Source organism: Barrientosiimonas endolithica (assembly GCF_030296655.1).
GTDB lineage: Bacteria > Actinomycetota > Actinomycetes > Actinomycetales > Dermatophilaceae > Barrientosiimonas > Barrientosiimonas humi.
Map to the genome: position 1 here is coordinate 179505 of NZ_AP027735.1, position 24512 is coordinate 204016.

At 73.1% G+C, this 24512-nt stretch carries 21 protein-coding genes, 1 tRNA gene and 1 pseudogene; 15 read left to right on the top strand and 8 right to left on the bottom strand.

Annotation, left to right across the window (positions count from 1 at the left end; all coding sequences use genetic code 11):
* Positions 1 to 7: 7 nt before the first annotated feature.
* Together QUE40_RS00875 and QUE40_RS18690 are read right to left on the bottom strand one after the other, a co-directional pair.
* Positions 8 to 1558, bottom strand: a complete 1551-nt coding sequence (locus QUE40_RS00875; protein WP_289232034.1) for an FAD-binding oxidoreductase — start codon at positions 1556 to 1558, stop codon at positions 8 to 10.
* A 178-nt stretch (positions 1559 to 1736) separates the two neighbouring features.
* Positions 1737 to 2951 (bottom strand): annotated as a pseudogene (locus tag QUE40_RS18690) ((Fe-S)-binding protein); the annotation flags it as partial.
* Between the two features lie 98 nt (positions 2952 to 3049).
* On the opposite strand from QUE40_RS18690, the gene QUE40_RS00890 reads away from it, so the two are divergent.
* From QUE40_RS00890 to QUE40_RS00915, 6 genes are all read left to right on the top strand, one after another.
* Positions 3050 to 3829, top strand: coding sequence for a FadR/GntR family transcriptional regulator (locus QUE40_RS00890; protein WP_142007799.1), 780 nt, complete (start codon positions 3050 to 3052; stop codon positions 3827 to 3829).
* A gap of 4 nt (positions 3830 to 3833) precedes the next feature.
* On the top strand, positions 3834 to 4583 hold the full coding sequence (locus QUE40_RS00895) for a cache domain-containing protein (protein ID WP_289232037.1): 750 nt from the start codon (positions 3834 to 3836) through the stop codon (positions 4581 to 4583).
* A 118-nt stretch (positions 4584 to 4701) separates the two neighbouring features.
* Positions 4702 to 5976 carry an aspartate kinase gene (locus tag QUE40_RS00900; protein ID WP_289232038.1) on the top strand — a complete coding sequence of 425 codons (1275 nt, stop codon included), beginning with the start codon at positions 4702 to 4704 and terminating at the stop codon, positions 5974 to 5976.
* Complete coding sequence (locus QUE40_RS00905; RefSeq protein WP_289232039.1) at positions 5973 to 7022, top strand: aspartate-semialdehyde dehydrogenase; 1050 nt, start codon at positions 5973 to 5975, stop codon at positions 7020 to 7022. Before QUE40_RS00900 ends, QUE40_RS00905 begins: the two co-directional genes overlap by 4 nt.
* Before the next feature lie 3 nt (positions 7023 to 7025).
* Complete coding sequence (locus QUE40_RS00910; protein WP_289232040.1) at positions 7026 to 8093, top strand: aspartate-semialdehyde dehydrogenase; 1068 nt, start codon at positions 7026 to 7028, stop codon at positions 8091 to 8093.
* 283 nt (positions 8094 to 8376) lie between these two features.
* Positions 8377 to 9954 carry an AMP-binding protein gene (locus QUE40_RS00915; RefSeq protein ID WP_289232972.1) on the top strand — a complete coding sequence of 526 codons (1578 nt, stop codon included), beginning with the start codon at positions 8377 to 8379 and terminating at the stop codon, positions 9952 to 9954.
* Between the two features lie 64 nt (positions 9955 to 10018).
* Here the strand turns inward: QUE40_RS00915 and QUE40_RS00920 are convergent, their stop codons facing one another.
* Positions 10019 to 11689, bottom strand: coding sequence for a long-chain fatty acid--CoA ligase (locus tag QUE40_RS00920; protein WP_142007804.1), 1671 nt, complete (start codon positions 11687 to 11689; stop codon positions 10019 to 10021).
* Between the two features lie 137 nt (positions 11690 to 11826).
* On the opposite strand from QUE40_RS00920, the gene QUE40_RS00925 reads away from it, so the two are divergent.
* On the top strand, positions 11827 to 13020 hold the full coding sequence (locus QUE40_RS00925; RefSeq protein ID WP_289232041.1) for a DUF2207 domain-containing protein: 1194 nt from the start codon (positions 11827 to 11829) through the stop codon (positions 13018 to 13020).
* A complete protein-coding gene (locus QUE40_RS00930; RefSeq protein ID WP_289232042.1) occupies positions 13017 to 13814 on the top strand; it encodes a DUF2207 family protein in 798 nt (265 codons plus the stop codon). The genes QUE40_RS00925 and QUE40_RS00930 overlap by 4 nt, the downstream gene beginning before the upstream one ends.
* Positions 13815 to 13855: 41 nt before the next feature.
* Here the strand turns inward: QUE40_RS00930 and QUE40_RS00935 are convergent, their stop codons facing one another.
* Together QUE40_RS00935 and QUE40_RS00940 are read right to left on the bottom strand one after the other, a co-directional pair.
* Positions 13856 to 14590 carry a class F sortase gene (locus tag QUE40_RS00935; RefSeq protein WP_289232043.1) on the bottom strand — a complete coding sequence of 245 codons (735 nt, stop codon included), beginning with the start codon at positions 14588 to 14590 and terminating at the stop codon, positions 13856 to 13858.
* Positions 14591 to 14593: 3 nt separating this feature from the next.
* Positions 14594 to 15535, bottom strand: coding sequence for a DUF4397 domain-containing protein (locus tag QUE40_RS00940; RefSeq protein WP_289232044.1), 942 nt, complete (start codon positions 15533 to 15535; stop codon positions 14594 to 14596).
* A gap of 39 nt (positions 15536 to 15574) precedes the next feature.
* On the opposite strand from QUE40_RS00940, the gene QUE40_RS00945 reads away from it, so the two are divergent.
* The 6 genes from QUE40_RS00945 to QUE40_RS00975 all read left to right on the top strand — a co-directional run bounded on the left by QUE40_RS00945 (position 15575) and on the right by QUE40_RS00975 (position 20358).
* Positions 15575 to 16414 (top strand): hypothetical protein, encoded by an 840-nt coding sequence (locus QUE40_RS00945; protein ID WP_289232045.1) that lies wholly within the window; start codon positions 15575 to 15577, stop codon positions 16412 to 16414.
* Positions 16411 to 17298 carry a CopD family protein gene (locus QUE40_RS00950; protein WP_289232046.1) on the top strand — a complete coding sequence of 296 codons (888 nt, stop codon included), beginning with the start codon at positions 16411 to 16413 and terminating at the stop codon, positions 17296 to 17298. The genes QUE40_RS00945 and QUE40_RS00950 overlap by 4 nt, the downstream gene beginning before the upstream one ends.
* Before the next feature lie 20 nt (positions 17299 to 17318).
* Positions 17319 to 18776, top strand: coding sequence for an ABC transporter substrate-binding protein/permease (locus QUE40_RS18695; RefSeq protein ID WP_142007811.1), 1458 nt, complete (start codon positions 17319 to 17321; stop codon positions 18774 to 18776).
* Complete coding sequence (locus tag QUE40_RS00965) at positions 18773 to 19555, top strand: amino acid ABC transporter ATP-binding protein (RefSeq protein WP_289232047.1); 783 nt, start codon at positions 18773 to 18775, stop codon at positions 19553 to 19555. The genes QUE40_RS18695 and QUE40_RS00965 overlap by 4 nt, the downstream gene beginning before the upstream one ends.
* A gap of 174 nt (positions 19556 to 19729) precedes the next feature.
* Positions 19730 to 20062 carry a hypothetical protein gene (locus QUE40_RS00970; protein ID WP_142007813.1) on the top strand — a complete coding sequence of 111 codons (333 nt, stop codon included), beginning with the start codon at positions 19730 to 19732 and terminating at the stop codon, positions 20060 to 20062.
* 83 nt (positions 20063 to 20145) lie between these two features.
* Complete coding sequence (locus QUE40_RS00975) at positions 20146 to 20358, top strand: hypothetical protein (RefSeq protein WP_289232048.1); 213 nt, start codon at positions 20146 to 20148, stop codon at positions 20356 to 20358.
* A gap of 349 nt (positions 20359 to 20707) precedes the next feature.
* Here the strand turns inward: QUE40_RS00975 and QUE40_RS00980 are convergent.
* Together QUE40_RS00980 and QUE40_RS00985 are read right to left on the bottom strand one after the other, a co-directional pair.
* Positions 20708 to 20781 (bottom strand) — tRNA-Pro (locus tag QUE40_RS00980).
* 95 nt (positions 20782 to 20876) lie between these two features.
* Positions 20877 to 21806 (bottom strand): metallophosphoesterase, encoded by a 930-nt coding sequence (locus QUE40_RS00985; RefSeq protein WP_289232049.1) that lies wholly within the window; start codon positions 21804 to 21806, stop codon positions 20877 to 20879.
* A 55-nt stretch (positions 21807 to 21861) separates the two neighbouring features.
* Here QUE40_RS00985 and QUE40_RS00990 point away from each other — a divergent pair, with 55 nt between their 5' ends.
* The gene (locus QUE40_RS00990) at positions 21862 to 22317 is read left to right on the top strand and encodes a GatB/YqeY domain-containing protein (protein WP_289232050.1); all 456 of its coding nucleotides are present in this window, start codon (positions 21862 to 21864) and stop codon (positions 22315 to 22317) included.
* On the opposite strand, the gene QUE40_RS00995 is transcribed toward QUE40_RS00990, so the two are convergent.
* Positions 22295 to 24496, bottom strand: coding sequence for a penicillin-binding protein (locus QUE40_RS00995; RefSeq protein ID WP_289232051.1), 2202 nt, complete (start codon positions 24494 to 24496; stop codon positions 22295 to 22297). The genes QUE40_RS00990 and QUE40_RS00995 overlap by 23 nt on opposite strands.
* Between the last annotated feature and the right edge of the window lie 16 nt (positions 24497 to 24512).

A 24512-nucleotide genomic window follows, 5' to 3' on the forward strand; every position in this document is an offset into this window, starting at 1 on the left:
GAGGCGATCAGGTGTCGCGCAGCTGCTGCAGCGCGGCCTCGGCGTCGCCGGCGTAGGCGAGGTCGAGGTGGTACTTCCCCGGGTTCATCACGTTGTGCGGGTCGAGCATCCGCTTCAGGTCGAGCATCACCTCGAAGCCGCGGCCGAGCTCGCTCGGTACCAGGTCGACCTCGCCCTCGCGGCAGGAGCCGTGGCAGGCGCTGATCGAGCCGCCGTGCTCGAGCGCGGCGCGCGCGATGTCGCGCTTGGCCTGCACCCACAGGGCCCACGCCTCGTCGTCGAGGCGCTGCTCCCAGATGCCCACGTCGATCTCGGTGAGGTAGTCGACGCCGGTGTCGGCGGAGGTGTAGGCGAACATCCCCCAGTCGTCGAACACGTCGGTCTTGCGCCGCAGGTCGGCGATGATCGCGTGCCAGGCCCGCGACACGGCGGGCAGCTGGGTGTAGTTGACCGCGGCGTCCTCGCAGTGCCACGACATCGGGACGACCTGGCCGGCCTTGGTCCGCCCGTGCAGCGGGGTGGCGTAGCGGTCGTGCCGGGCGGCCCAGTCGCCCTCGGAGATCTCGTCGCCGAGGTAGCGCGCGCCGTGCTCCTTCGCGATCCGGAACAGCCGCCGACCGGCCGGGCGCACCTCGTCCTCGTAGCCGTACATCACCGCGCAGACGAGCGCGCGCACGTCGGACGGTTGCGGGATGTACGCCTCGTCGTCGCGCCGCAGGTAGGCCACCTTGTACTCGTCGAACAGCACGGCGCCGGCGAAGGTGGCAACCCCGGCGCGGGCGAGCGCGCCGACGCAGCGGTAGGCGTCGTCGTAGTTGTCGAACGCCCAGAACGGCGACAGCTCCGCCTCGGGCTTGGGGTAGAGCTTCAGCGTGGCCCGGGTGGCGATGCCGAGCGTGCCCTGGTGGCCCATGAACAGGTGCTTGAGCTGGTAGCCGCTGGAGGACTTGGAGATCTGGCGACCGATGCCGTCGCCGACGTGGATCACGTCACCGGTCGGCAGCACGTGGTCGAAGGAGAGCACCAGGTCGCGGGTGTGGCCGTAGCGCGACCCGATCAGCGACCAGCCGGAGGTGCCGATGCGCCCGCCGACGAGCGAGCAGGGGTAGGACGCGGGGTCGTCGGGATAGATGAGGCCGTGCCTGCCGAGCTGCTCGTTGAGCTTGAGCATGTTGATGCCGGTGCCGACGGTGACGGTGCGGTTGTCCAGGTCGAGCTCGTGCACCTGGTTGAGCCGCTTGACGTCGACCACGATGCCGCCGTGCAGCGGCACCGCGCCGTCGGTGAGCCCGGTGCCGCCGTCGCGCGGGACCACGGGCACGCGCAGCTCGTTGGCGATGCGCACCACGGCCGCCACCTCGTCGGTGGACTCGGGCAGCACCGCCAGGTCGGGCAGCCGCTCGCGCCAGCGGTGCACGGGGAACGGTGCGGGCACCCGCGCCCGGTTGAGCCGGTCGGTCTTGGAGGTGAGCACCTGGTCCTCGCGCAGCACCGTGCGCAGCCGGTCGGCGACGGTGTCGACCTGGTCGGTGCTGAGCCGCTCGGGCGTGAGGGTCATCGGTCGGCCCCCGGCTGCCGCCGACGGTGATGCCGAGCGACTCGGCGAGCAGCTCGTGGATGTCGACCACGTCGATCGCCTCGGCCTCGCCCGCGGCGGTGAGCGGCCGCTCCGACCACGGGCAGGCGCTGACCAGCGTGTCGACCGGCGCGTCGAGCGCCTTGGCCTTCTCGATGCGCGAGGCGCTGATCGCCGCGGTGAGCTCGGGCTTCTCGATCGGCAGCCCGCCGCCCCCGCCGGAGCAGTACGACCACTGGGTCACCCGGTCGACGTCCTCGAACGTCAGCCCCGGGATCGAGCGCAGGATCTCGCGCGGCTCGGCCCAGATGCCCTTGCGCTTGTTGAGCCGGCACGGGTCGTGGTACGTGATCGTGCGCTCCACCGGGACGCTCGGCGTGAGCCGGCCCTCGCGGATCAGCTCGGCGAACAGCTCGACGACGAGCACCACCTCGATGTCGTAGTCGTCGCCGAAGTACTTCGGGTAGTCCTCGGTGAAGCTGATGTAGTCGTGCGGGTCGAGCACGAGCACGCGCGTGGTGCCGGTGGAGCGCCAGTTGTCGAGGTTGTGCTGGGCGAACCGCTTGGCCTGGTCGACGTAGCCCATCTCGGCGGCCGGGCCGCCGCAGCACCACTGCTCGCCCATCAGCCCGAACTCGACCCCGGCCTGCTGCAGGATCTGCGCGACCGCCCGCGGGACCGACGTGCGGTAGAACGCCGCCTCGCAGTCGACGAACAGGATCGTGTCGCCGCCGATCGGGATGTCGAGGCCGTCGGCCCAGTCGCGCACCTTGTCCTGGCTGACCCCCTCGGCCCCGAGCACCGGCTCGTGGGTGCGCTCGTCGGTGCGGGCGTTCCAGCTGCGCCACTCGGGCTGGTGCACCCCCTCGTCGACGGCGAGCGCGCGCACGGCCTTGACCACGTCGACCGTGCGGGTGCGGAAGCGATAGAAGTCGCCGGTGAAAAGCGTGTTGGGACAACGCAGCTCGCACGCGCCGCACTGCGTGCAGTTGACGTAGTCGGACGCGACGTCGGCGACCTCGAGCTCGCCCTTCTCCATCGCCACGACGTTGGCGTGGAAGGCGGTCGGGGTCCACGACTCGTTGCGCGTCACCTGCATGACCGGGCAGACCTCGCGGCAGAACTTGTGGCCCGAGGAGAAGCAGTTGTACGACGCGTTGTGCCACTCCTCGACGAACTCGCGGGTGCGCGGGTCGGGCAGGTCGACCGGTTCGGGACCGGCCACGGTGTCGGGCATCTCGGCCAGCGCCGGGTCCTGGTCGCGCATGCCGGGCGTGAACGGCGCATCGAGCGCGTCGCCGCCGGGGCGGGGCTGGATCTGGGTCATCGGCACTCCCTTGTGCGTGTGATGCAGATCACGAACCCTTGAAAACATATGGGACCATAGGTCTAGGGGCAAGCGGTTCGTCCAGATCGGCCGGCGCGGGGGCCGGTGGGCGGGGTTAGCCTCGCCAGGCGACGGAAGGAGACCGGGTGCGCGTCCCGATCGGCGATGCCCGCAAGGCGGTGTTCGGCCCGCTCGACGACGGGGCCGGACGCAGCGCCGCGGTCGTGCGACGCCTCGGCAGCGCGATCGCGCTCGGCATCGTCGAGGACGGCGAGCGGCTGCCCTCGGAGGCGCGGCTGGCCGAGTCGCTGGGCGTCGCGACGGTCACCCTGCGCGAGGCCCTGGCCGAGCTGCGCTCGCGCGGGCTCGTCGACACCCGGCGCGGGCGGGGCGGCGGCAACTTCGTGCGGGCCGACGAGACCGCCCTGGCCGAGCTGGCCCGGGGCCGCCTCGAGGAGCTCGGCACGGCCGACCTGCGCGAGCTCGGCGACGTGCGGGCCGCGGTGTCGGGCACCGCGGCCCGGCTGGGGGCGGCGCGCGCGAGCGACGCCCAGCTCGACCGGCTCGAGGAGCTCATCGACCGGGTCGGGCAGGCCGAGACCGCCACCGCCCAGCTGCGCGCCGAGGGGCGCTTCCACATCGCGCTGGCCTCGGCCGCCCAGTCGGTGCGCCTCGCCATGCAGGAGATCGAGCTGCAGACCGAGCTCGGCCAGGTCGCCTGGGGCGTCAGCCGCTCCCCGGGCCAGCTGCGCACCGACCTGCGGGCGCACCGGGCGACGGTCGCGGCCATGCGCGAGCGGGACGGGGAGCGGGCACGCGCCCTGGTGGAGCGTCAGATCGGCGTGCTGACGCGGCGGCTCGTCGACGCCCACGTCGCGCTCACCCGGGCCGGGCGGTCGGGCGACGCCGGCGAGCAGGTCGGGTGAGCCCGTGACGCGCGCACCCGGCACCGACGTACGCCGTCGCGGACGCGTCGACGCGGCCGCCGTCATCCGCGCGGCCGTCGCCGACGTCTTCGGCACCATCGGCGAGCTGGGCCGCCGCCTGCGCGACACCCACGCCGCGGCCCGGGAGCGCGGCGAGCCGTGGCGGGCGAGCGACGTGGCCGCGCTGCGCGAACCGGTCGTCGAGCTGCTGGCGGCTCCCGGCGCCGTGCCGGTCGGGATGGGCGCGATCCTGGCTCCCGACGTGCTGGCCGACGCGCCGCTGCAGCTGGAGTGGTGGCAGGTGCCGGCCGGGGCCGCCCGCCCGACCCGGCTCGAGGTCGACCTGAACCCCTCGAGCCTGGGGTTCTACGACTACCTCGCCGCCGAGTGGTTCGACGTGCCGCTGCGCACCGGGCGGCGGCACGTGGTGGGCCCCTACGTCGACGTGCACGGCACCGACCTCTACGTGCTCACCCTCACCGAGCCGGTGCACGTCGACGGCGAGTTCGTCGGTGTGGTGGGCGCCGACGTGCCGAGCGCGCGGCTGGAGGGGATGCTCCTCCCGCGGCTCGGCGACCCCTCGGACCAGGTGCTGGTGCTCGACGACGACGGGCGCGTCGTGCTCTCGACCAGCGGCCGCTGGCTGGTCGGCTCGCTCGTCCAGCGCGCACCGGCGCGGTGGGCGCACCAGCGCCTGCTCGACCTGCCGTGGACGGTGCTGACGCCGGGCGGTCTCGATACGCCGCTCGGCTAGCGCCTCGCGGCTACTCGACCAGCGCGGGGAGGCGGGTTCGGCATGTGGGCGAGGCGTCTTGGCCGGTGGACGCTTCGTAGACTGGAGGCTCCGCCAGCCGCAGCAGCGAGAGTGAACCGTGAGTCTGATCGTCCAGAAGTACGGCGGGTCGTCCCTGTCCGACGCCGACAGCATCAAGCGTGTCGCCCGCCGGATCGTCGACACCCGCAAGGCCGGCAACTCGGTGTGCGTCGTGGTCTCGGCGATGGGCGACACGACCGACGAGCTGCTCGACCTCGCCAGCGAGGTCAGCCCCGCGCCGCCCGAGCGCGAGATGGACATGCTGCTCACCGCCGGCGAGCGGATGTCGATGGCGCTGGTGAGCATGGCCATCGCCAACCTGGGCGACTCCGCGCGCAGCTTCACCGGCTCGCAGGCCGGGGTGATCACCGACGACACGCACGGCAAGGCGCGGATCATCGACGTCACGCCGGGCCGGATCCAGGGCGCGCTCGACGCCGGCCACATCGTGATCGTGGCGGGGTTCCAGGGCGTCAGCCAGGGCACCAAGGAGATCACGACGCTCGGCCGCGGCGGCTCCGACACCACGGCGGTCGCGCTCGCGGCCGCGCTCGGCGCCGACGTGTGCGAGATCTACACCGACGTCGACGGCATCTTCACCGCCGACCCGCGCATCGTGCCGACCGCGCGCAAGGTCGACCGCATCTCCAACGAGGAGATGCAGGAGATGGCCGCCTCCGGCGCGAAGGTGCTGATGCTGCGCTGCGTCGAGTACGCCCGCCGCTTCGACCTGCCGATCCACGTGCGGTCCTCGTTCAGCCAGCACCAGGGCACCTGGGTGGTGCCGCCTTCCGATTCCGAAGGAGACCAGATGGAAGCGCCGATCATCGCCGGGGTCGCCCACGACCGCAGCGAGGCCAAGATCACGGTGGTCGGCGTCGCCGACTCGCCCGGCAAGGCGGCCCAGGTCTTCAACGCCGTCGCCGCGGCCCAGATCAACATCGACATGATCGTGCAGAACGTCTCGGCGGCGCAGACCGGCAAGACCGACATCTCCTTCACCTGCCCCAAGGACGACGCGCAGCGCGCCGTGCAGACGCTGCAGGCCGCCAAGCCCGAGATCGGGTTCGACTCGCTGCAGTTCGACGACCAGATCGGCAAGCTGTCGCTGGTCGGCTCGGGCATGCGCAGCCACCCCGGCGTCAGCGCCACCCTGTTCCAAGCGCTCGCCGACGCCGGCATCAACATCGAGATGATCTCGACCTCGGAGATCCGGGTCTCGGTCGTCACCCGTGACGACCAGCTCGACGAGGCCGTGCGCGCGGTGCACTCCGCGTTCGGGCTCGACTCCACCGAGGGCGAGGCCGTGGTCTACGGAGGGACCGGACGATGAGCACCACCACCAGCACCGTCAACGTCGGCGTCGTGGGCGCCACCGGCCAGGTCGGCGCCGTCGTGCTGCGCCTGCTCGACGAGCGCGACTTCCCGGTCGGCGACCTGCGCCTGTTCGCCTCGGCCCGCTCGGCCGGCAAGACCGTCACCTGGCGCGACCGCGAGATCACGGTCGAGGACGCCGACACGGCCGACCCGAGCGGCCTGGACATCGCGATCTTCTCTGCGGGCGGGGCCACCTCGAAGCGGCTGGCTCCGGTCTTCGCCGAGGCCGGCGTGACCGTGATCGACAACTCCTCGGCCTGGCGTCGCGACCCCGAGGTGCCGCTCGTGGTGTCGGAGGTCAACCCCGGCGCCCTGGCCGACCGGCCCAAGGGCATCGTCGCCAACCCCAACTGCACCACCATGGCCGCGATGCCGGTGCTCAAGCCGCTGGCCGACGCCGCGGGCCTCGAGCGGCTCACCGTCGCGACCTACCAGGCCGTCTCCGGCTCCGGCCTCGCCGGCGTCGACGAGCTCGCCGGCCAGGTGCGCAAGGGCGCCGACTCGATGGAGGCGCTGGCCCACGACGGCAGCGCGGTCGACCTGGGCGAGCCGGCGAAGTACGTCGCGCCGATCGCCTTCAACGTGCTGCCGATGGCCGGGTCGGTCGTCGACGACGGCTCGGGCGAGACCGACGAGGAGCAGAAGCTGCGCAACGAGTCGCGCAAGATCCTCGGGCTGCCCGACCTGCCCGTCGCCGGCACCTGCGTGCGGGTGCCGGTCTTCACCGGCCACTCGCTGGCGATCCACGCCGAGTTCGGGCAGCCCATCACGCCCGAGCAGGCGCGCGAGGTGCTCGCCTCGGCGCCCGGGGTCGAGCTGGCCGACGTGCCCACCCCGCTGCGGGCGGCCGGGTCCGACCCGTCGTACGTCGGGCGCATCCGGGTCGACCAGTCCGTCCCCGACGGCAAGGGCCTGGTGCTGTTCGTGAGCGGCGACAACCTGCGCAAGGGTGCCGCGCTCAACACCGTGCAGATCGCCGAGGCGCTGGCTGCGGTGAGCTGAGTCATGGGGCGCACGCTCGTCGTCGTCGGGGCCACGGGAGCCGTGGGTCGGGCCGTGCTGCAGACCCTGGGCACGCGCAGCGTGGTCTGGGACGAGCTGCGTCTCGCAGCCTCGAACCGCCATGCGGGAGAAGCGGTCTCGGCGTACGGCCAGCAGCTGCTGGTGCAGCAGGTCTCGCCGCAGCTGTTCGCCGGCGCCGACGTCGCGATCGTCGCGCTGCCCGAGGAGGCCGCCCGGGTCGCCGCCGCGATGGCGGGCGACGCGGGGGTGCCGGTGGTCGACTGCTCGCCGGTGTTCCGGGCCGAGCCGGACGTGCCGCTGGTCATCCCCGAGATCAACCCGGCCCAGGTCAACAACCGCCCGCGGGGCATCGTCGCGAGCCCCAGCGCGTCGTCCACGGCGATGCTGACCGCGCTCGGGCCGCTGCACCAGGGGTGGGGTCTGGAGTCGGTCGTCGTCACCGCCATGCAGGCCGTCTCCGGCCGCGGCGACGCCGGCGTCGAGCGGCTCGTCGCCGAGGCCGAGTCGCTGGTGGGCCAGCGCTCGATCGGGCTGTCGCCCGGCGACGTACGCCGGTTGCTGGACCTGCCCGACCACTCGCCCTTTCCCGCGCCCGTCGCGGCCAACGTCGTGCCGGTGACCAGCGACCTCGACGCCGAGGGCTGGTCGATGCAGGAGGCGCGCATGCGCCGCGAGGCCCGCAAGGTGCTCGGGTTGCCCGACCTCAAGGTCGCCGCGACCACGGTGTGGGTGCCGGTGATGACCGCGCACTCGCTGTCGGTGCACGCGACGTTCGGCTCCAAGATCACCGCCGACCGGGCCCGTCAGGCGCTCGTCGAGGGGTCGAACTCCGTCGTCGTGCTCGACGACCCGGAGAACGAGGACTGGCCGAACCCGGTCGACGTCGCGGGCTCGGAGCCGACGTTCGTCGGCCGCATCCGCAGCTCGCCGGACTTCCCGCGCTCGCTCGAGGTGTTCGTCTGCACCGACAACCTGCGCAAGGGCGCGGCGCTGAACATGGTGCAGATCGCCGAGACCATCGTCGGTGAGGACCCGTTCGCCGCGCTGTGAGCGCGGAGGACGGGGCGCGCCTCGGCTGGTCATGGTCGCTCGTCGACGGCTTTACTCTGGGGCGTGTGGTGCGCCACCCGCCGGCGCGGCTCAGCGCACTGGCGCACGAGGTGCCCCAGAGTAAAGCGCCCCACGGCGACACCTCGGGCTGGCGCCTCGCTGGCCTTCGGGCACGGAAAGTCCGCCATCGACGACGCCGCGTTCCTAGGCTGGTCGGGTGAGCACGGAACCGACCGCCCCCGCCGTCCCCGCCCCCACGGACGCCGAGCAGACGCCCACGGGCCTGGTCTCGACGACGCCCCTGACGCCGCTGTCCTACCTCGAACGCTCCGGCCGAGTGTGGGCCGACAAGCTGGCGGTGATCGACGGGGAGGCGCGGTGGACGTACGCCGAGCTGGCCGCCGACGTGCAGCGGATGGCGAAGGCGCTGGGCCGGGCCGGGGTCGAGCCCGGCGACCGGGTCGCGTTCGTGCTGCCGAACGTGTCGGAGATGCTCATGGCGCACTTCGCGGTGCCGCTCGCCCAGGGCGTGCTCGTCGCGGTCAACACCCGCCTCGCGCCGCCCGAGGTGCGGCACATCCTCGAGCACTCCGGCGCGCGGGTCGTCGTGGCCTGGCCGGGCACGGCCGACCTCGTCGAGAGCGCGACCGAGGGCCTGAAGGGCCTGACCCGGGTGATGCTGCGCGAGCCGCGGGCAGGGTGGACGAGCCTGGGCGAGCTGGCCGACGACGACGCGCCCGACCTGTCGTGGCGGGTCGAGGACGAGCTCGCCCCGATCTCGCTCAACTACACCTCCGGCACGACCGGCCGACCCAAGGGCGTGCTCTACAGCCACCGCGGCGCCCACCTCAACGCGCTCAGCGAGCTGCTGCACTCGCGGCACTCGCCGCGGTCGGTCTATCTGTGGACGCTGCCGATGTTCCACTGCAACGGCTGGTGCACCCCGTGGGCGATCACCGCGATCGGGGGCACCCACGTGTGCCTGCCCGAGGTGCGCGGCGACGCGATCTGGGAGGCGATCCGCGAGCACGGCGTCACCCACCTCAACGCGGCCCCCACCGTCGTCACCACGATGCTCAACACGCCCGGTGCGGGCGGGCTGGAGCGGCCGGTCGTCATCACCACCGCGGGCGCGCCGCCGAGCCCGACGACGCTCGGGCAGATGGCCGACATGGGCTTCGAGGTCGTGCACGTCTACGGCCTGACCGAGACCTACGGGCCGTACACCGTGTGCGAGGTGCAGCCCGGCTGGGCCGAGCTCGAGCCGGGCGAGCGGGCCCGGCTGCTGGCCCGCCAGGGCGTCGGCATGATCACGGCCGAGCGCGCCCGGGTGGTCGACGCCGAGATGAACGACGTGCCCGCCGACGGCGAGACGCTCGGCGAGATCGTCATGCGCGGCGACAACGTGATGCTCGGCTACTACCGCGACGAGGAGGCCACCGCCACGGCGTTCGCCGGCGGCTGGTTCCACTCCGGCGACGTGGCCGTGATGCACCCCGACGGCTACGTCGAGATCCGCGACCGAGCCAAGGACGTCGTGATCTCCGGCGGCGAGAACATCTCCACCGTCGAGGTCGAGCAGGCCCTGATGAGCCACCCGTCGGTGCTCGAGGTCGCGGTCGTCGGCGTGCCCGACGAGAAGTGGGGCGAGCGGCCCAAGGCGTTCGTCACCACCAAGGGCGGCGCCGGCGTCGACGAGGCCGAGCTCATCGAGCACGTGCGCGGCCAGATCGCGCACTACAAGGCGCCCCGCGAGGTCGAGGTCGTCGAGGAGCTGCCGAAGACCTCGACGGGCAAGATCCAGAAGTTCAGGCTGCGCGACGCCGAGTGGGCCGGCCGCGACAGCAGGGTGCAGGGCTGAGCCCGTGCGTCCTCGCGGGGCGAGGGCGCACGGGCTCGGGTGCGAAGGACGTACGGCGCTCGGCTCAGCCGGCGGTCTCGACCTCCAGGTCGCCGTCGGCGTAGCGCTGCCGCAGCACCTTCTTGTCGAACTTGCCCACGCTGGTCTTGGGGACCTCGTCGATGACCGCCCACCGCTCGGGGATCTGCCACTTGGCGATCTTGTCGGCGAGGAAGTCGCGCAGCTCCTCCATCGTGACCTGCTCGCCCTCCTTGACGACCACGGTCGCGAGCGGCCGCTCGCCCCACTTGTCGTCGGGCACCCCGACGACCGAGGCCTCGGCGATGGCGGGGTGGGACATGATCTGGTTCTCCAGGTCGACCGAGCTGATCCACTCGCCGCCGGACTTGATGACGTCCTTGGAGCGGTCGGTCAGGATGATGTAGCCGTCGTCGGTCATCGCGCCGACGTCACCGGTGCGCAGCCAGCCGTCGTCGAACTTGGCGGCCATGTCGTCCAGCTCGCCCTGCGGCTCGGAGCCGTTGGAGTAGTAGCTCGCGGTGATCCACGGGCCGCGCACCTCGACCTCGCCGACGGCCTCGCCGTCGCGCGGCTGCTCCTCGCCGTCGGGGCCGATGAGCCGGGCCTCGACGCCGGCGATGATCCGGCCCTGCGAGGCGCGGTATCGCCAGTACTCCTCGGACCCGACCTCGGCCTGCGGCGGCGCGAAGGCCAGGCTCGCGACCGGGGAGGTCTCGGTCATGCCCCAGCCGTGGATGATCTCGATGTCGTAGCGCTCCTGGAACGCCTTCATCAGCGACGGCGGCGCGGCCGAGCCGCCGACCATCAGCATCCGGCAGGTGGACATGTCGCCGCCGTTGGCGTCGAGGTGCTGCAGCAGGCCGTTCCAGATCGTCGGCACGCCAGAGCCGCTGGTGACGCCGAGCTGCTCGATCATCTGGGCGAGCGGCTCGGGCTGCAGGAACCGGTCGGGCATGACCAGGGAGTTGCCCGACACCATCGCGACGTAGGGGAAGCCCCAGGCGTTGGCGTGGAACAGCGGCACGACGACCAGCGTCTGGTCGGCCGGGGTCAGCTGCAGGGTGAGCGCGCACCCGGTGGCGTGGGTGTAGTTGCTGCGGTGGGAGTAGGCGACACCCTTGGGGTTGCCGGTCGTGCCGGAGGTGTAGCACATCGACGAGGCGTCGTTCTCGTCCAGGTCGCGCGGCCACTCGAACTCGGTCGGCTCGCCGGCGATGAGGTCGGCGAAGTCGTGCACCTGCTCGACGTGCTCGGGCGCACCCAGCGCCTCGCGCACCTCGTCGGACACCTCGCCGTTGACGATGACGTGCCGGATGCCCGGCAGGTGCTCGACGAGCTTGGCGAACGGCTCGGCCAGGGTGTTGTCGACGATGGCGATCTCGCTGCCGCCGTGCCGGGCGGTGTAGATCAGCTGCTCGGGGAAGAGGCGGATGTTCAGCGCGTGCAGCACCGCACCCATCGAGGGCACCGCGAGGTAGGTGACCAGGTGCTCGGCGTTGTTCCACATGAAGGTGGCGACGCGCTGGTCGCCGTCGATGCCCAGCTTGCGCAGGGCGTGGGCGAGCTGCGCGGCCTGCTGGCCGATCTCGCCGTACGTCGTCGTCCGGCCGCCGTCGGGCGTCCAGGTCGTGACCGTGCTCTTGGCGTGAACCGTCGTGCCGTAGCGCAGCAGGTCCGAGATGAGGAGGGGCGGCGACTGCATGGTGCTCTTCATGTGAGCAGGGTCTCATTACTCGGCCGTACGCGACCGGGATTCGGGACGGGTGCGTCGCAGGTTCCCGCCGTTCGGTCACTGCCCGGCGCTGATGGGGAGCACCATGGGAGGAGCACGTGCAGGGGAGGGGAGAGCCCATGACACGGGATGTGCTGGCGACGGCGCTGGTCGTCGTCGCGGTCGCGCTGAGCGTGGTGCTGGTGCTGGTCCAGCGTCGGCGGGAGCGCGGCTCCGAACGATTCGTGGGAGTGGCGCCCGGGGTGCTGCTGCCCGGCCCGCAGCGCGAGCAGCTGGACCGCGAGCGTGGCCCGGGGGCCGACGAGGACGTGCGCACGGCGCCGGTGCGCGAGCACCCGCCGGAGCGCACCCGGCCGGGCGACGTCGGTCTGCTGCTGTCGGGTTCGGTGCGCTATCGCGACCTGGCCGCGACCGTGGTCGACCTGGTCGTCCGGGGGCTGCTCGTGGTCGAGCCGTCGGGTCGCTCCGGGCGCCCGGTGCTGCGCCCCGGCGCCCCCGGTCCGGAGGCCGACGGCACCCGCTCGCTCACCGCGCCCGAGCGTGCCCTCGTGCAGGCGGTGGCCCGACGGCAGGCCGGCGTGCCCGTCACGCAGCTGCGCGCCGAGCTCGGACCGGAGCTGCAGGGCCTCGCCAAGGGCGTCGTGCAGCGCGCCTGGTGGCGCAAGCTGTACGTCCGTGGCAGCCGTGCGCCGTGGTGGGTGCTGCTCCCCGGGCCGGTGCTCGCGCTGGTCGCGGCGTGGCTGAACACCTGGGCGCTGCTCATCGCGGTCGTCCTGGCGCTGGTGCTGCCGCGCCTCGGCTCCACCGGCCCGCACCGCTCGGCCGAGGGCACGGCGCTCGCGGTGCAGACGGTGGGTTATCGGCAGTTCCTTGCCGGAGACGGACGCGGTGGCGACTCGGATCCCGTTGCGGCGCAGACCATCCCGTGGCTCGTCACGTTCGGGCTGGAGGGCGAGAGCGCTGCGGTGCGGCAGGCGTACGGCGGGGTGGTGCCGCAGATCTGCGCGGCGCTCGACGACGCCCGGCCGCCGGCCGGCGGTCAGCCGGCGGAGCCGACCACCGCGGCGCTGGACCCCGCGCCGATGAACGTGAGCCTGCTGGCCGGGGCGGTGTCGGTCGCGGCGCTCACCGGTCTCGACCGGCCCGTGGCCGACGTGCCGAACGTCGACGACGCGTTCGGGGCCACGGGCGGCACGCTCGCCGACTCGCTCAGCGGCATCTCGACCGACGCCGGGGCGTCCGGCGGGTGGGGCGACGGCGGTGGGAGCGGCAGCGACGGCGGAGGCAGCGGTGGGGGAGACTCCGGTCCGTGAACCGAGGTTTCCTGACCGCCGAGCTGCTGGTGCCGCTCGCGCTGCTGACCACGGCGGTGCTGGTGCTGCTGCAGCGGTTCCTCACCCGCCCGGCGCCGTCGGTCGACACCGGCGTCGAGGTGCGGCCGCAGCCGCCGGAGGACGTGCGACCGGTCGACGCCGGGGTGCTGCTGACCGGCCGGGTGCAGGACCGTGACGTCGCCGCCGTCGTCGTCGACCTGCTGGTGCGCGGCGCGCTGCGGGTCGAGGACCGCGCCGACGGGCCGGTGCTGCACGCGGGCGACACGCAGACGCCGGAGCTCACGGTCGGCGAGCACGTGCTGGCGCTCGACGTGCAGCAGCGTCCTGCCGGCGTGCCGATGGCCGACGTCGGGACCGAGCTCGCGACGTACGTGCAGCGGCTCGGCGCCGAGGTGGTCGACCGGGCGCGGGTGCGGGGGTGGTTCGCGCCGGCGAGCCCGTGCCCGCCGTGGGTCTGGCTGCCCGGACAGGTGCTCGCAGCCGGGGTGCTGTTCTCCGGGTCGTTCCTGCTCGCGGTGATCACCGGGTGGGGCGTCGTCGCCGGCGCCCGCCGGTTCGGGGCCAGCCCGTTCCGCCGGACGGCGCGGGGCGAGCAGGCGGCCGCGCAGCTGAACGCCTTCCGCCGCTTCCTCGAGACCGAGCGCCGGACCAACCCCGGCGGCACCGCGCGACACCTGCCATGGCTGGTCGCCCTCGGGCTCGAGGACGACTGGGGCTCCTGGACGTTCGGCACGAGCGGGCTGCCCGACGTGCAGAGCGTGCTGAGCCGCTGAGGCGGGGCTCAGCGGCCGGCGGGGCTGGTGCGGACGGCTCTTCAGCGCGTGGCGGGGGTGGCCGGGCCGGTCGGCACCGCGGTGACCAGCCGGTTCTGCTCGTAGTGGCGGGTCACCGGGTCGAACCGGCCGCTGCAGGTGATCAGCAGCAGCCGCGCGGGCACCCGCTGGTCGAACGCCGCGCTGCCCGGCAGCCGGGTCTTGGGGAGGTCGCGCACGTCGCTGATGCGGAACTGCTGCTGAGATCCGTTGCCGGACAACGTGACTCGGTCACCGGCGCGCGCGGTCAGCAGGCGCGCGAACAGCTCGCGCCCGCCCTCGACCGTGTCGACGTGGCCGACCAGCACGACCGTCCCGTACGCCGCGCCCGGCCGCGCGCCGCCCCGCCACCAGCCGACCTGGCCGGTGCCGGGCACGCGCAGCGCACCCTGCGCGTCGGTCGCGACCGGGCGCACGGGCGTGCCGGCGGCGTCACCGGCGAGCCGGATCTCGTTGGGGTCGAACGTGATTCGTTGGCTGGCGGCGGTGCGCGCGGCGCGGGCGGGATCCCCGGCGCCGCTCGCGCTCGGCCGCGGTGATCCCGCTCGGGAGGCCGGTGCGGCCTCCGGCAGGCTCAGGGCACCGCTCGGGACGGCCGGGCTCAGCGTGGCGACGGCGCTCGCCGGGGCCGGCGAGGGCGTACGGCGGGAGGGCGGGGGTTCGCCGCCGCAGCCGGCGAGGACGGCGGCCAGCGACCAGCCCAGCGCCAGGGCGAGGGGAGTCCGGCCGCGCGGCACGGGTCAGCGGCGCGCGGCGCTGCGGCCGGTGCGCACGCGTCGCGCGCCCACGAGCAGCAGCAGTCCGGCGCCCAGCGCGAGCGGTGCGGCGCCCGTGCCGTCGCGCCGGCTCTGGGCCGAGGTCGGGACGGTGGTCGAGAGCCCGGCCGATCCGGCGTCGACCCGGCGCGGCGGGGTGCCGCCCGTGCCGCGCAGCGGCAGCTCGTGCACGACGGCGTCCATCGTGCCGGCCGAGGCGACGCCGATGGCGAACACCCGCGTCAGGGTGCCGGCCTTGACCGGCAGGTCGACCGGGCCGAGCACCGAGGGGCCGGAGGTGGCCGTGGGCACGATCTCGACCGGATAGGTCGCGGCCGGGACGGTCAGCGACAGCTCCTCGCCGTTGGCGACGTTGGCGAACAGCACCTTGTCGCGCACCCGGATGTCGGCGGGGCCGACGGCCGCGGTGTGGGCGACGGTGAGCCGCGCGCTGTCCGCGGGGACGGGGGACAGGTCGTTGACGTACGTCGTCAGCACCGGCCGCGCACCCGCGTCGGCCGTGCGGTGCACGACGGCGTCGGTGCTGGAGCCGGCGGCGACGTCGATCGTGGCGGTGACGTCGGAGGCGGTGCCGGGCGCGTCGGCGACGACCGTGTGCTTGCCGGGGGTGAGGCGCAGCGGGCCGACAACCGATTTCGCGGCCGCCGAGGCGCTCACGACGCGGCCGTCGACGCGCAGGGTCATCGTGCTGCCCGCGACGCCCTGGACGACGTAGACGGTCGCCGGCGCGGTGGCAGCCGGCGCAGGGGCGGCCTGCGCGGTGCCGGCGAGCGAGCCGCCGAGGGCGAGCGTGACGGCCGCGGCGGCCAGCGCCGACGAGCGGGGAGTGTGCGCATGGTCGTTGCCTCTCCTGGTGCCGGCGACATCGGCCGGAACTGTGGCGCACGCTACAAGAACACTGTTCACTGTTCGCAGCGTTTGCTTGAAATCTGGAGGACGAGGGGCATGGACGAGGCGGTGCTGCGGCGGTGGGTCGGCCTCGTCGTGGCCGTGCTGTGCTTCGTCGCCGCCGTGGCGGCCGTGCGTTCCGGGTCGGCGGCCGAGGGCGTCGCTGCGACCGAATCTGCAACGACGGCAGGGCCGTTCGCCGCATCGACCCCGCCCCCTGCGGCCCCCGACCCGGCCGTCGAGAGCCCGCGGCCGACGGTCGCCGACAGCCGGTCGGCGTCGCAGCCGTCGTCGGGCTCGTCCGCTCCGTCCTCCTCCGCCAGCCCGGCCGGCGCCCGGACCGCCGGGGTCGGGCTGACCCGCACCGGGACGGTCCTGCGCGCCAGCCCGACGCCCAGCGGTGACCTCGAGGTGGTCGAGCGGGTGCGCTTCGCCGCACCCGTGACCAGCGTGCGGCTCGAGCTGCGCGCCAGCCCGGCGCCCGCGCTCGCCGGCGTGCGCCCGCAGGTGCGCGACCTGCAGATCCAGGCCGGGGCCACCCCCGTCGTCGCGCCGGCGACGGGTCCGGCCGAAGCCCCCGTCGTCGTACGACTCCCGGCCACCGGCGAGCTGACCCTGCGCTACCGGCTCGGCTCGAGCGCGGTGCGCAGCAACCCCGCCCCCGTCGGGCGGGTGCTGCTCGCGGTGGCACCGATCGTCGCGCCGTCGGCGACGTCCGGACCGGTCGTGCTCGACGTCTTCGGCTCCGGGGTGCGCAACCTGGTCTGCCCGGCCCTGCCGCAGCGGGAGCAGACCTGCGGCGCGCGGCGGGGCGCCGCCTGGACGGCCGGTCCGGTGCCCGCCCGCGACGCGACGTTCGTCGCTCAGGTCGACCTGCCCGACCCCGGTGCCCCGTGATCGCGCTGGTGACGCTCGCCGAGGCGGAGCCCGGCCTGCAGACCGTGCTGCTCGGGACGGCGCGGGTCGCGAGCTACCTCGGGCTCGTGCTGCTGGTCGGCACCAGCTTCTTCATGACGTGGCTGTGGCCGGAGGGTCGCACGGTGCGCACGTTCAGCCGGCTGCTCGTGGCCGGCGCCGTGCTCACCGTCACCGCCTCGCTGGCCGTGCCGCTGCTCGCGCACGGGCTGGCCTGGGGCAGCTTCGGCGGGCGCGAGGGCGCGTGCGCGCTGGCGCGGATCGGGCTGGTCGCGCTGGCCGGGGCGTTCGGCAGCGACGTGGTGCGCTCGGCCCGCTCCTGGCGCGTCCCGATCTCGCTGTGGCAGCTGGCGCTGGTGCAGACGTACGTCCTCGCGTCCAACGCGGTCGGCGGTCCCTGGGAGATCGTGAAGGTCGTGGCGACCACCGGCCACCTCGTCGCGACGGCGGCCTGGCTGGGCGGGCTGGTGACGCTGGCGTCGGTGCTGGTCCCGAGCACCGACCTGAAGCCGCTGCACTCGGTGCTGCCGCGCTTCTCCCTGGTCGCGATCGCGAGCGTCGCGACGCTGTTCGTCAGCGGCACCCTGCACGCGCTGGCGATCGCCGGCGGGGTGCGCCCGCTGCTGCGCACCGACTACGGCGTCGCGCTCGGCCTCAAGGTGCTCGTCGTCGTGCTCATGCTGCTGCTCGGCGACCGGGGCCGGCGCTACGCCGAGCAGGTGGGCCGGCGCAAGCTCGCCGAGCTCGACGACAGCGCCCCGCCGGAGAGCGTGCAGGCGTTCGCGGTGGCGATCGGTGCCGAGCTCGCGCTCGGGCTCGGTGTGCTCGCGGCCACGGCGGCCCTGGTGCACGTCGCGCCGACCTAGCCGCCGGATAACCTCCTCCAATGCGAACGATCAGTGCGCGTGCCGTGTCGGCGCTCGCCGCCCTGCTGGTCGCGGCCGCGTCGCTGCTCGGGCTCGCGGTGCCGGCGTCCGCCGCGCAGGGCGAGCCGGCGGCCGCACCCGGCGCGCTGCCGCAGGTGCTGCGGGTCGGCACGGAGGGCGTCTACCCACCCTTCAGCTACGCCGGCCCCGACGGCCTCACCGGGTTCGACGTCGAGTACATGCGCGCCCTCGGCAACAAGCTCGGCGTGCAGGTGCAGTTCGTCCAGGTGCCGTGGGACGGCATGTTCGCCGCGCTCAGCGCCGGCCGCATCGACGTGGTGGCCAACCAGGTGACCCGCAACCCCGAGCGAGCGGCGCTGTACGACCTGAGCCAGCCGTACGTCGAGAGCACGGGCGTCGTGGTCGTCGCCGACGACAACACGACGATCAAGGGCCTGGGCGACATCCGCGGCAAGCGCGCCGGCGAGAACCTCACGAGCAACTGGGCGGACGTCGCGCGCAGCAACGGCGCGCAGGTGGTCGGCGTCGACAGCATGGACCTCGCGATCCAGAACCTGCGCCAGGGCAGCGTCGACGTGGTGGTCAACGACAAGCTCGCGGTGCGCAACTTCCTTGCGAGCCAGACGAATCCGGGCGTGAAGATCGTCGCCGAGACCAACGACCGGTCGCAGTCGGTGCTGGCTGCGCGCAAGAACTCCGGATATCTCCCGCAGCTCGACCAGGGCATCGCGGCGCTGCGCGCGGACGGCACCCAGCAGCGGCTCTACGACAAGTACTTCACCCCCGAGAGCACGACCCCGAGCGACTGGCAGCTGATCAAGGACAACGCGTGGCCCATGCTGCGCGCGACGCTGCTCGTGACGATCCCGCTCACGGCCGTCGCGTTCGTCGTGGGCCTGGTGCTGGCGATGGGCGTCGCGATGGCACGCATGTCGACCAACCGGCTCGCCTCGGCGCCGGCCCGGCTGTTCATCTCGCTGATGCGCGGCATCCCGGTGCTGGTGCTGCTGTTCCTGATCTACTACGGCCTCCCGCAGTTCGGCATCGAGCTGCGGCCGTTCGTCGCGGCGGCGATCGGCCTGAGCCTGTACGTCGCCGGCTACGCCGCCGAGACGATCCGCGGCGCGATCCAGGCGGTCCCGCGCGGGCAGTGGGAGGCCGCGCAGACGATCGGCATGAACCATTCCACCGCCCTGCGCCGGATCGTCGTGCCGCAGGCGGCGCGCACGGCGGTCCCGCCGCTGTCGAACACGCTCATCGGGCTGCTCAAGGACACCTCGCTCGCCGCGCCGATCCTGGTCGTCGAGCTGTTCCGTCAGGCGCAGGTCGCCGCGGCGCCCACCTTCCGCTTCGCCACGCTGTACGGCCTCGCCGCCCTCTACTACTGGCTCGCCTGCGTGGCGCTGACCTTCCTCCAGTCCCGCGTGGAGTCGCGAGTGAGCAGGTTCGTCGCATGAGCCCGATCGTCAGCGCGCAGCACCTGCGCAAGAGCTTCGGCGACCACGAGGTCATCAAGGACGTCTCGTTCGCGGTGGCCGAGGGCAGCGTGACGGCCATCCTGGGGCCGTCCGGCTCGGGCAAGACCACGCTCCTGCGTTCGCTCAACGGGCTCGAGCTGCCCGACTCCGGCGTCGTCGAGATCGCTGACGCGAGAGTCGATTTCGCCGAGGTGACCCCCAACAAGCGGGGCCGCCTCCCGCGCGAGCAGCGGGCGGCGCTGGCGCGGCTGGGGGCGCAGAGCGGCTTCGTCTTCCAGTCCCACCACCTGTTCCCGCACAAGACCGCGGTGCAGAACGTCACCGAGGGGCCGATCGTCGTGCAGGGCGTCGACCCGGCCGCCGCCGACGCCGCAGGGCGCGAGCTGCTCGACAAGGTCGGGCTCGCGGCGCACGCCGACAAGTTCCCCTTCCAGCTGTCCGGCGGCCAGCAGCAGCGGGTGGGCATCGCGCGGGCCCTCGCGCTGCAGCCGCGGGTCGTGCTGTTCGACGAGCCGACCTCGGCGCTCGACCCCGAGCTCGTGGGCGAGGTGCTGCGGGTGATCCGCGACCTCGCGACCGAGGGGTGGTCGATGGTCATCGTGACCCACGAGGTGCGCTTCGCCCAGCAGGTCGCCGACCACGTGCTGTTCATCGACGGCGGCCTCGTCGTCGAGGAGGGCCCGCCGTCGGAGGTCATCGCCGACCCCCGCAACCCGCGCACCCGCGAGTTCCTGCGGCGGATCCTCGACCCGATCTGACCGTGTCCGCCGAGGCTGCGGCGAGGTGCCGGGTCGAGCCCGGCGAGGGCGTACGGGCTAGGCTCGCTCACGATTCCGGCAGGGGGAACGCGGCATCCGCATGCTGCGTCGGAGTGACCAGCGCGACCGGTCCTGTGCCGGGGTCGCACCGTCACCAGCTCCGAAGGGATCCCGATGAACCTCGCACGCCGCATGGGCGCCACCGCCCTCCTGCTCACCCTGCCCCTCGGCCTCACGGCCTGTGGCGGCGGCAAGCCGTCGAAGGAGGAGGTGCAGGCGGGTTACGCCAAGCTGCTGGAGTCCAACGGTGGCGGGCAGATCCCGCAGGCGCAGATCGACAGCATCGCCAAGTGCGTCACCGACAAGGCCTACGACAACGTCTCCGGCGACACCCTCGACAAGATCGCCAAGGGCGAGAACGCCCGCGCGGACAACGACGACGTCAGCAAGCTCACCGGCTACGCCGGCCAGTGCAGCTCCGACGCCTTCAAGACGTCGGCGCCGTGACGTCCTGACCCGACCGCCGAGACCCACCGCCCGCCCCGCGCGCGGTGGGTCTCGCGCGTTCGGCTGTCGTGGTAGAAGGGCGCATGGACACGTCAACCGCAGAGCAGCAGAAGCGCTACTCCCTCATGCAGGTCGGCGTCAGCGCCGTCATCGGTCTGATCGCGCTCGGCGCAGCCCTCGTCTCCCGCGACTCGCAGCTGCTGTTCTGGGTCATGGTGATCCTGGCCGTCGTGAGCCTCGTCGAGGTCGTCTGGCACGGCTGGAAGTACCTGCAGCTGCGTCGCGAGAGCGCGTGAGGTGCGACCCCGACGTTGCTGACACACCCGTGCGTTGTTGACACGAACCCCTGCTGCAGCAGCCGGTTCTGTCAGTTCCGTACGTCTATGTCAGGAACGTCGACGCGGCGCTGGCGTCGCAGGGTTGAGGCCACGCCGCCCGGGCTGCATCGGTGACTCGGATCGGTGACGAACCGTGCGCCCTGCCGCACGTTTCCTCACCGATGCAGGTCACCGATGCAGCCAGCGAGGGCGTACGTCGGCGCAGCCGCCCCTCCGCCCTCGGCCCGGCGTCTCCTCCCAGCATCCCGTCCACGACGAAGCCGGGCCCGGTGTCTCGACTCCGTCGATCCACCGGGCCCGGCTGATGTCGGGGTGACAGGATTTGAACCTGCGACCTCTTCGTCCCGAACGAAGCGCGCTACCAAGCTGCGCCACACCCCGTGGTCGGTCTGCGAGCGACCGACGCGAGAGGAAACGATACCGGCCGCTCCGGCGCCGGCGAAATCGGGTTCCCCGCGGGCTCGGCGAGCGGGGTGTCAGCGCGGCACGAGGGTCAGCAGCGAGGCCTCGGGGCGGCAGGCGAAGCGCACCGGGGCGTACTTGCTGTGGCCCAGTCCGGCCGACACGTTGAGCCACGCGGCGCCGGCGGGCGCGTGCCGCGACGGGATGCCGTTCGCGCCCGGCCACCAGCGCGAGACGCCCTTGGCGCGCCGGGTGTCCAGGTCGCAGTTGGTGGCGAGCGCGCCGTAGAACGGCACGTCGACCTGACCGCCGTGCGTGTGCCCGGCGAGGATCAGCCCCGCACCGTCGGCGGCCATCGGGTCCAGCACGTGGGTGTACGGCGCGTGCACCACTCCCATCGTCAGCGCCACGTCGGTGGCGGCCGGGGCGGTGACGTCGGCGTAGCGGTCCAGGCCGATGTGCGGGTCGTCGACGCCGACCAGCTCCAGCTCGACCCCACCGACCGACATCCGGGTGCGCACGTTGTCCAGGTCGGTCCACCCTTGGGAGAGCCCCGCGACCAGCTCGGCCGTCGGCAGCTCGGGGGCGCCCAGGTCGCGGCCCTTCGGGTGGCCGACCGTGAGGTACTTCAGCGGGTTCTTCGGCTTCGGCCCGTAGTAGTCGTTGCTGCCCAGCACGAACACCCCCGGGCGCTCCAGCAGCGGCTCCAGCGCGCGCAGCACGGCCGGCACCGCCGCCAGGTCGGAGCAGTTGTCGCCGGTGTTGACGACCAGGTCGGGCTCGAGCGCCGCGAGGTCGCGCACCCACTGGATGCGTCGCTCCTGCCGCGGCACCAGGTGCAGGTCCGAGAGGTGCAGCACCCGGATCGAGCGCGACCCGGGGGCCAGCACCGGCAGCGTCGCGCGGCGCAGGGCGTACCAATGACGCTCGACCAGCGACGCCCACGCGAGCGCCCCGGCGCCGGCGCCGACGGTGGCGAGCGCGGTGTTGCGCAGGACAGGCATGGGGCCGATCTTTTCAGGTACGCCTGCGCCCGGCCCGGGTGGGAGGATGTCGCCCATGAGCGACCTCAAGGCCCGGCTGCGCAGCGACCTGACCGACGCGATCCGTGCGCGCGACACGCTGCGCACCAACACCCTGCGGATGACCCTCTCGGCGATCGGCAACGCCGAGGTCGCCGGCAGCGAGGCCCGCGAGCTGAGCGACGACGACGTGCTCAAGGTGATCGGCAAGGAGGCCAAGAAGCGCCGCGAGGCGGCCGAGGCGTACGACGGCGCCGGCCGCGACGAACTCGCCGCCACCGAGCGCTCCGAGCTGGTGGTGCTGGAGGACTACCTCCCCAAGCAGCTCGACGACGCCCAGATCGACGCCATCGTCGCCGAGGCCGTCCAGGAGACCGGCGCCACCGGCATGGCCCAGATGGGGCAGGTCATGAAGGTCGTGCAGCCCAAGGTCGCCGGTCAGGCCGAGGGCGGCCGGGTGGCCGCCGCCGTCAAGCGCGCCCTCGCGGGCTGACCCGCCCCTCACCGACCGGCCGGGCCGGCCCAGGGCGAGCCCGGCGTACGCCTGGGGTCGATATCGACCCGATGTGCCCGCTTCGGTGGGCGTAGGCGTGCCGTTTGGGGTCGGTATCGACCCGATGTGCCCGCTGGGATGCCCGAGCCCGGCGTACGCCTGGGGCCGGCCTAGCCGAAGTCCTCCGGGCCGGCGGACAGGCGCGGCTTGCCCGGCTTGGGCTTGTCCTTCCCCTTGCCCTTGCCCGGCTCGGGCTCGGCCGTCGCGCTCGGGCTCGGCCGGGGGCCGTGCTCGGCGCCGGCGCCGGCTTCGAGCTGGTGCTCGGCTTCGGGCTCGGGCTGGACGTGCTCTTGCTCGCGCTCGGCTTCGGGCTGGGCCGCGGGCTCGGCTTGGCCGCCACGACCGCCGCGCGCGGCGGCTCGGGCTGCGCGGGCGTGGTGTCGCGCACCGGCGAGGAGCCGGTCTGCAGGCGCACCGTCGAACCCTTCGCGACCTGGCTGCCCGACCCGGGTGAGGTGCCGGTGATCGTGCCGGTCGTCGGGCCGGAGGGCACCAGGCCGGCGTCGGACAGCTTGGCCCGCGCCTCCTCGGCGGTCATCCCGACGACCGAGGGGACCGTGACCTGCTCGCCGTTGCTCATCGACGACGGCGGCTTGTCGAACGCGACCTTCGGCACGCCCTTCAGCGCCTGGTCCATGATCGACTTCCACATCGGCGCCGCGAGGGTTCCGCCGTAGATGAAGCCGCTGTAGAACTTGTCGCCCAGGCGCAGGTCGCGCAGCGGCTTCTGGTCGTTGGCGCGGCCGACGAACACGGCCGTGGTCAGCTGCGGGGTGGACCCGACGAACCAGGTCGCGATGGCGTTGTTGACCGTTCCGGTCTTGCCGATCGCGGCTCGTCCGTCGGCCAGCTTGGCGTTCTTGGCGCTGCCCTTCTCGTGCTGCAGCGACGCGGTGAGGATCTGCGCGGTGCCGGCGGCGACGTCGGGCGAGATGACCTGCTTGCACTCGGCGGTCGAGATCGGCAGCGTCTTGCCGTTGGCCTCCTTGATCGAGACCACCGGGCGCGGCTCGCAGTACTTCCCGCCGGCGGCGACCGTGGCGTAGGCGTTGGCCAGGTCCAGCGGGGTGCTGCTGTCACTGCCGAGCACGATGTTGGAGGGCGTGGGGCGGATCGGGTCGCCGTCGGGCTGGGTCAGCCCCATCGAGGTCATCGTCTTGCGCACGTTGCACGCACCCAGCTCACCGACGAGCTCGGCGAACGCGGTGTTGATCGACTGCCCGGTGGCGTCGTAGAGCTTCATCGGGCCGGGCGGGGCCTGGGCCTCGTTGCCGACGACCCACGGCTCGCGACCGAGACCGCAGTCGTCGTTGAACAGGTCCTTGGTGAACACCGCGGCGGGCGACCCACCCTTGGTTCGGCCCGTCATCCGCGGGACGTCGATGGTCGAGTCGATCGGGCGGCCCTGCTTCAGCGCCTCGACGATCGCGAACATCTTGATCGAGGAGCCGACGGGGAAGCCGGCCGACGCCGCGCCGGAGGGGGCGGCGTAGTTCACCGACGTCTTGCCCGGGCCGCCGACGTTGCTGTACGTCGTGTTCTGGCCCATGGCCTGCACCAGGCCGGTGCCCGGCTGGACCATGATCGCCGAGGCCTGCACGTCGGCCTCGTTGCCGACCGGCACCTTGGCCTTGATCTGCTTGTCGATGATCGCCATCTTCTTGGGGTCCAGCGAGGTCTGGATCGTCAGGCCGCCGCTGCGCAGCCGCTGCAGGCGCTCCTTCGGGGTCTTCCCGAGCGAGGGCTGCTGCATCAGCCAGTCCTGCACGTAGTAGCAGAAGTAGGCGTACTTCGAGCTCGCGCACGACTGGTCGGAGCGGGTGACGTTGAGGCCCAGCGGCGAGGCCTTGGCGCTGGCCGCCTCCTCGGGCGTGACCATCTTCTGCTCGAGCATCCGCTGGATCACGGTGTTGCGGCGCGACTTCGCGGCCTCGGGGTTGTTGACCGGGTCGGTGGCGCCCGGGCGCTGCACGACACCGGCGAGCATCGCGGCCTGCTGCAGGTTCAGCTTCGAGGCGGGGATGCCGTAGTAGTGCTGCGCGGCGGCCTCGACGCCGTACTGCTGGTCGCCCATGTAGACCGTGTTGAGGTAGCCCTCGAGGATCTGGTTCTTGGTCATCTTCTGCTCGAGCGAG

What these genes read in the sequence shown, in the direction of transcription:
- QUE40_RS00875 (WP_289232034.1), bottom strand. Translation starts at nt 1,558, where the DNA reads ATGACCCTCACGCCCGAGCGGCTCAGCACCGACCAGGTCGACACCGTC.
- QUE40_RS00905 (WP_289232039.1), top strand. Translation starts at nt 5,973, where the DNA reads ATGAGCACCACCACCAGCACCGTCAACGTCGGCGTCGTGGGCGCCACC.
- QUE40_RS00910 (WP_289232040.1), top strand. Translation starts at nt 7,026, where the DNA reads ATGGGGCGCACGCTCGTCGTCGTCGGGGCCACGGGAGCCGTGGGTCGG.
- QUE40_RS00920 (WP_142007804.1), bottom strand. Translation starts at nt 11,689, where the DNA reads ATGAAGAGCACCATGCAGTCGCCGCCCCTCCTCATCTCGGACCTGCTG.
- QUE40_RS00925 (WP_289232041.1), top strand. Translation starts at nt 11,827, where the DNA reads ATGACACGGGATGTGCTGGCGACGGCGCTGGTCGTCGTCGCGGTCGCG.
- QUE40_RS00945 (WP_289232045.1), top strand. Translation starts at nt 15,575, where the DNA reads ATGGACGAGGCGGTGCTGCGGCGGTGGGTCGGCCTCGTCGTGGCCGTG.
- QUE40_RS18695 (WP_142007811.1), top strand. Translation starts at nt 17,319, where the DNA reads ATGCGAACGATCAGTGCGCGTGCCGTGTCGGCGCTCGCCGCCCTGCTG.
- QUE40_RS00965 (WP_289232047.1), top strand. Translation starts at nt 18,773, where the DNA reads ATGAGCCCGATCGTCAGCGCGCAGCACCTGCGCAAGAGCTTCGGCGAC.
- QUE40_RS00970 (WP_142007813.1), top strand. Translation starts at nt 19,730, where the DNA reads ATGAACCTCGCACGCCGCATGGGCGCCACCGCCCTCCTGCTCACCCTG.
- QUE40_RS00975 (WP_289232048.1), top strand. Translation starts at nt 20,146, where the DNA reads ATGGACACGTCAACCGCAGAGCAGCAGAAGCGCTACTCCCTCATGCAG.
- QUE40_RS00985 (WP_289232049.1), bottom strand. Translation starts at nt 21,806, where the DNA reads ATGCCTGTCCTGCGCAACACCGCGCTCGCCACCGTCGGCGCCGGCGCC.
- QUE40_RS00990 (WP_289232050.1), top strand. Translation starts at nt 21,862, where the DNA reads ATGAGCGACCTCAAGGCCCGGCTGCGCAGCGACCTGACCGACGCGATC.
- QUE40_RS00995 (WP_289232051.1), bottom strand. Translation starts at nt 24,496, where the DNA reads ATGACCAAGAACCAGATCCTCGAGGGCTACCTCAACACGGTCTACATG.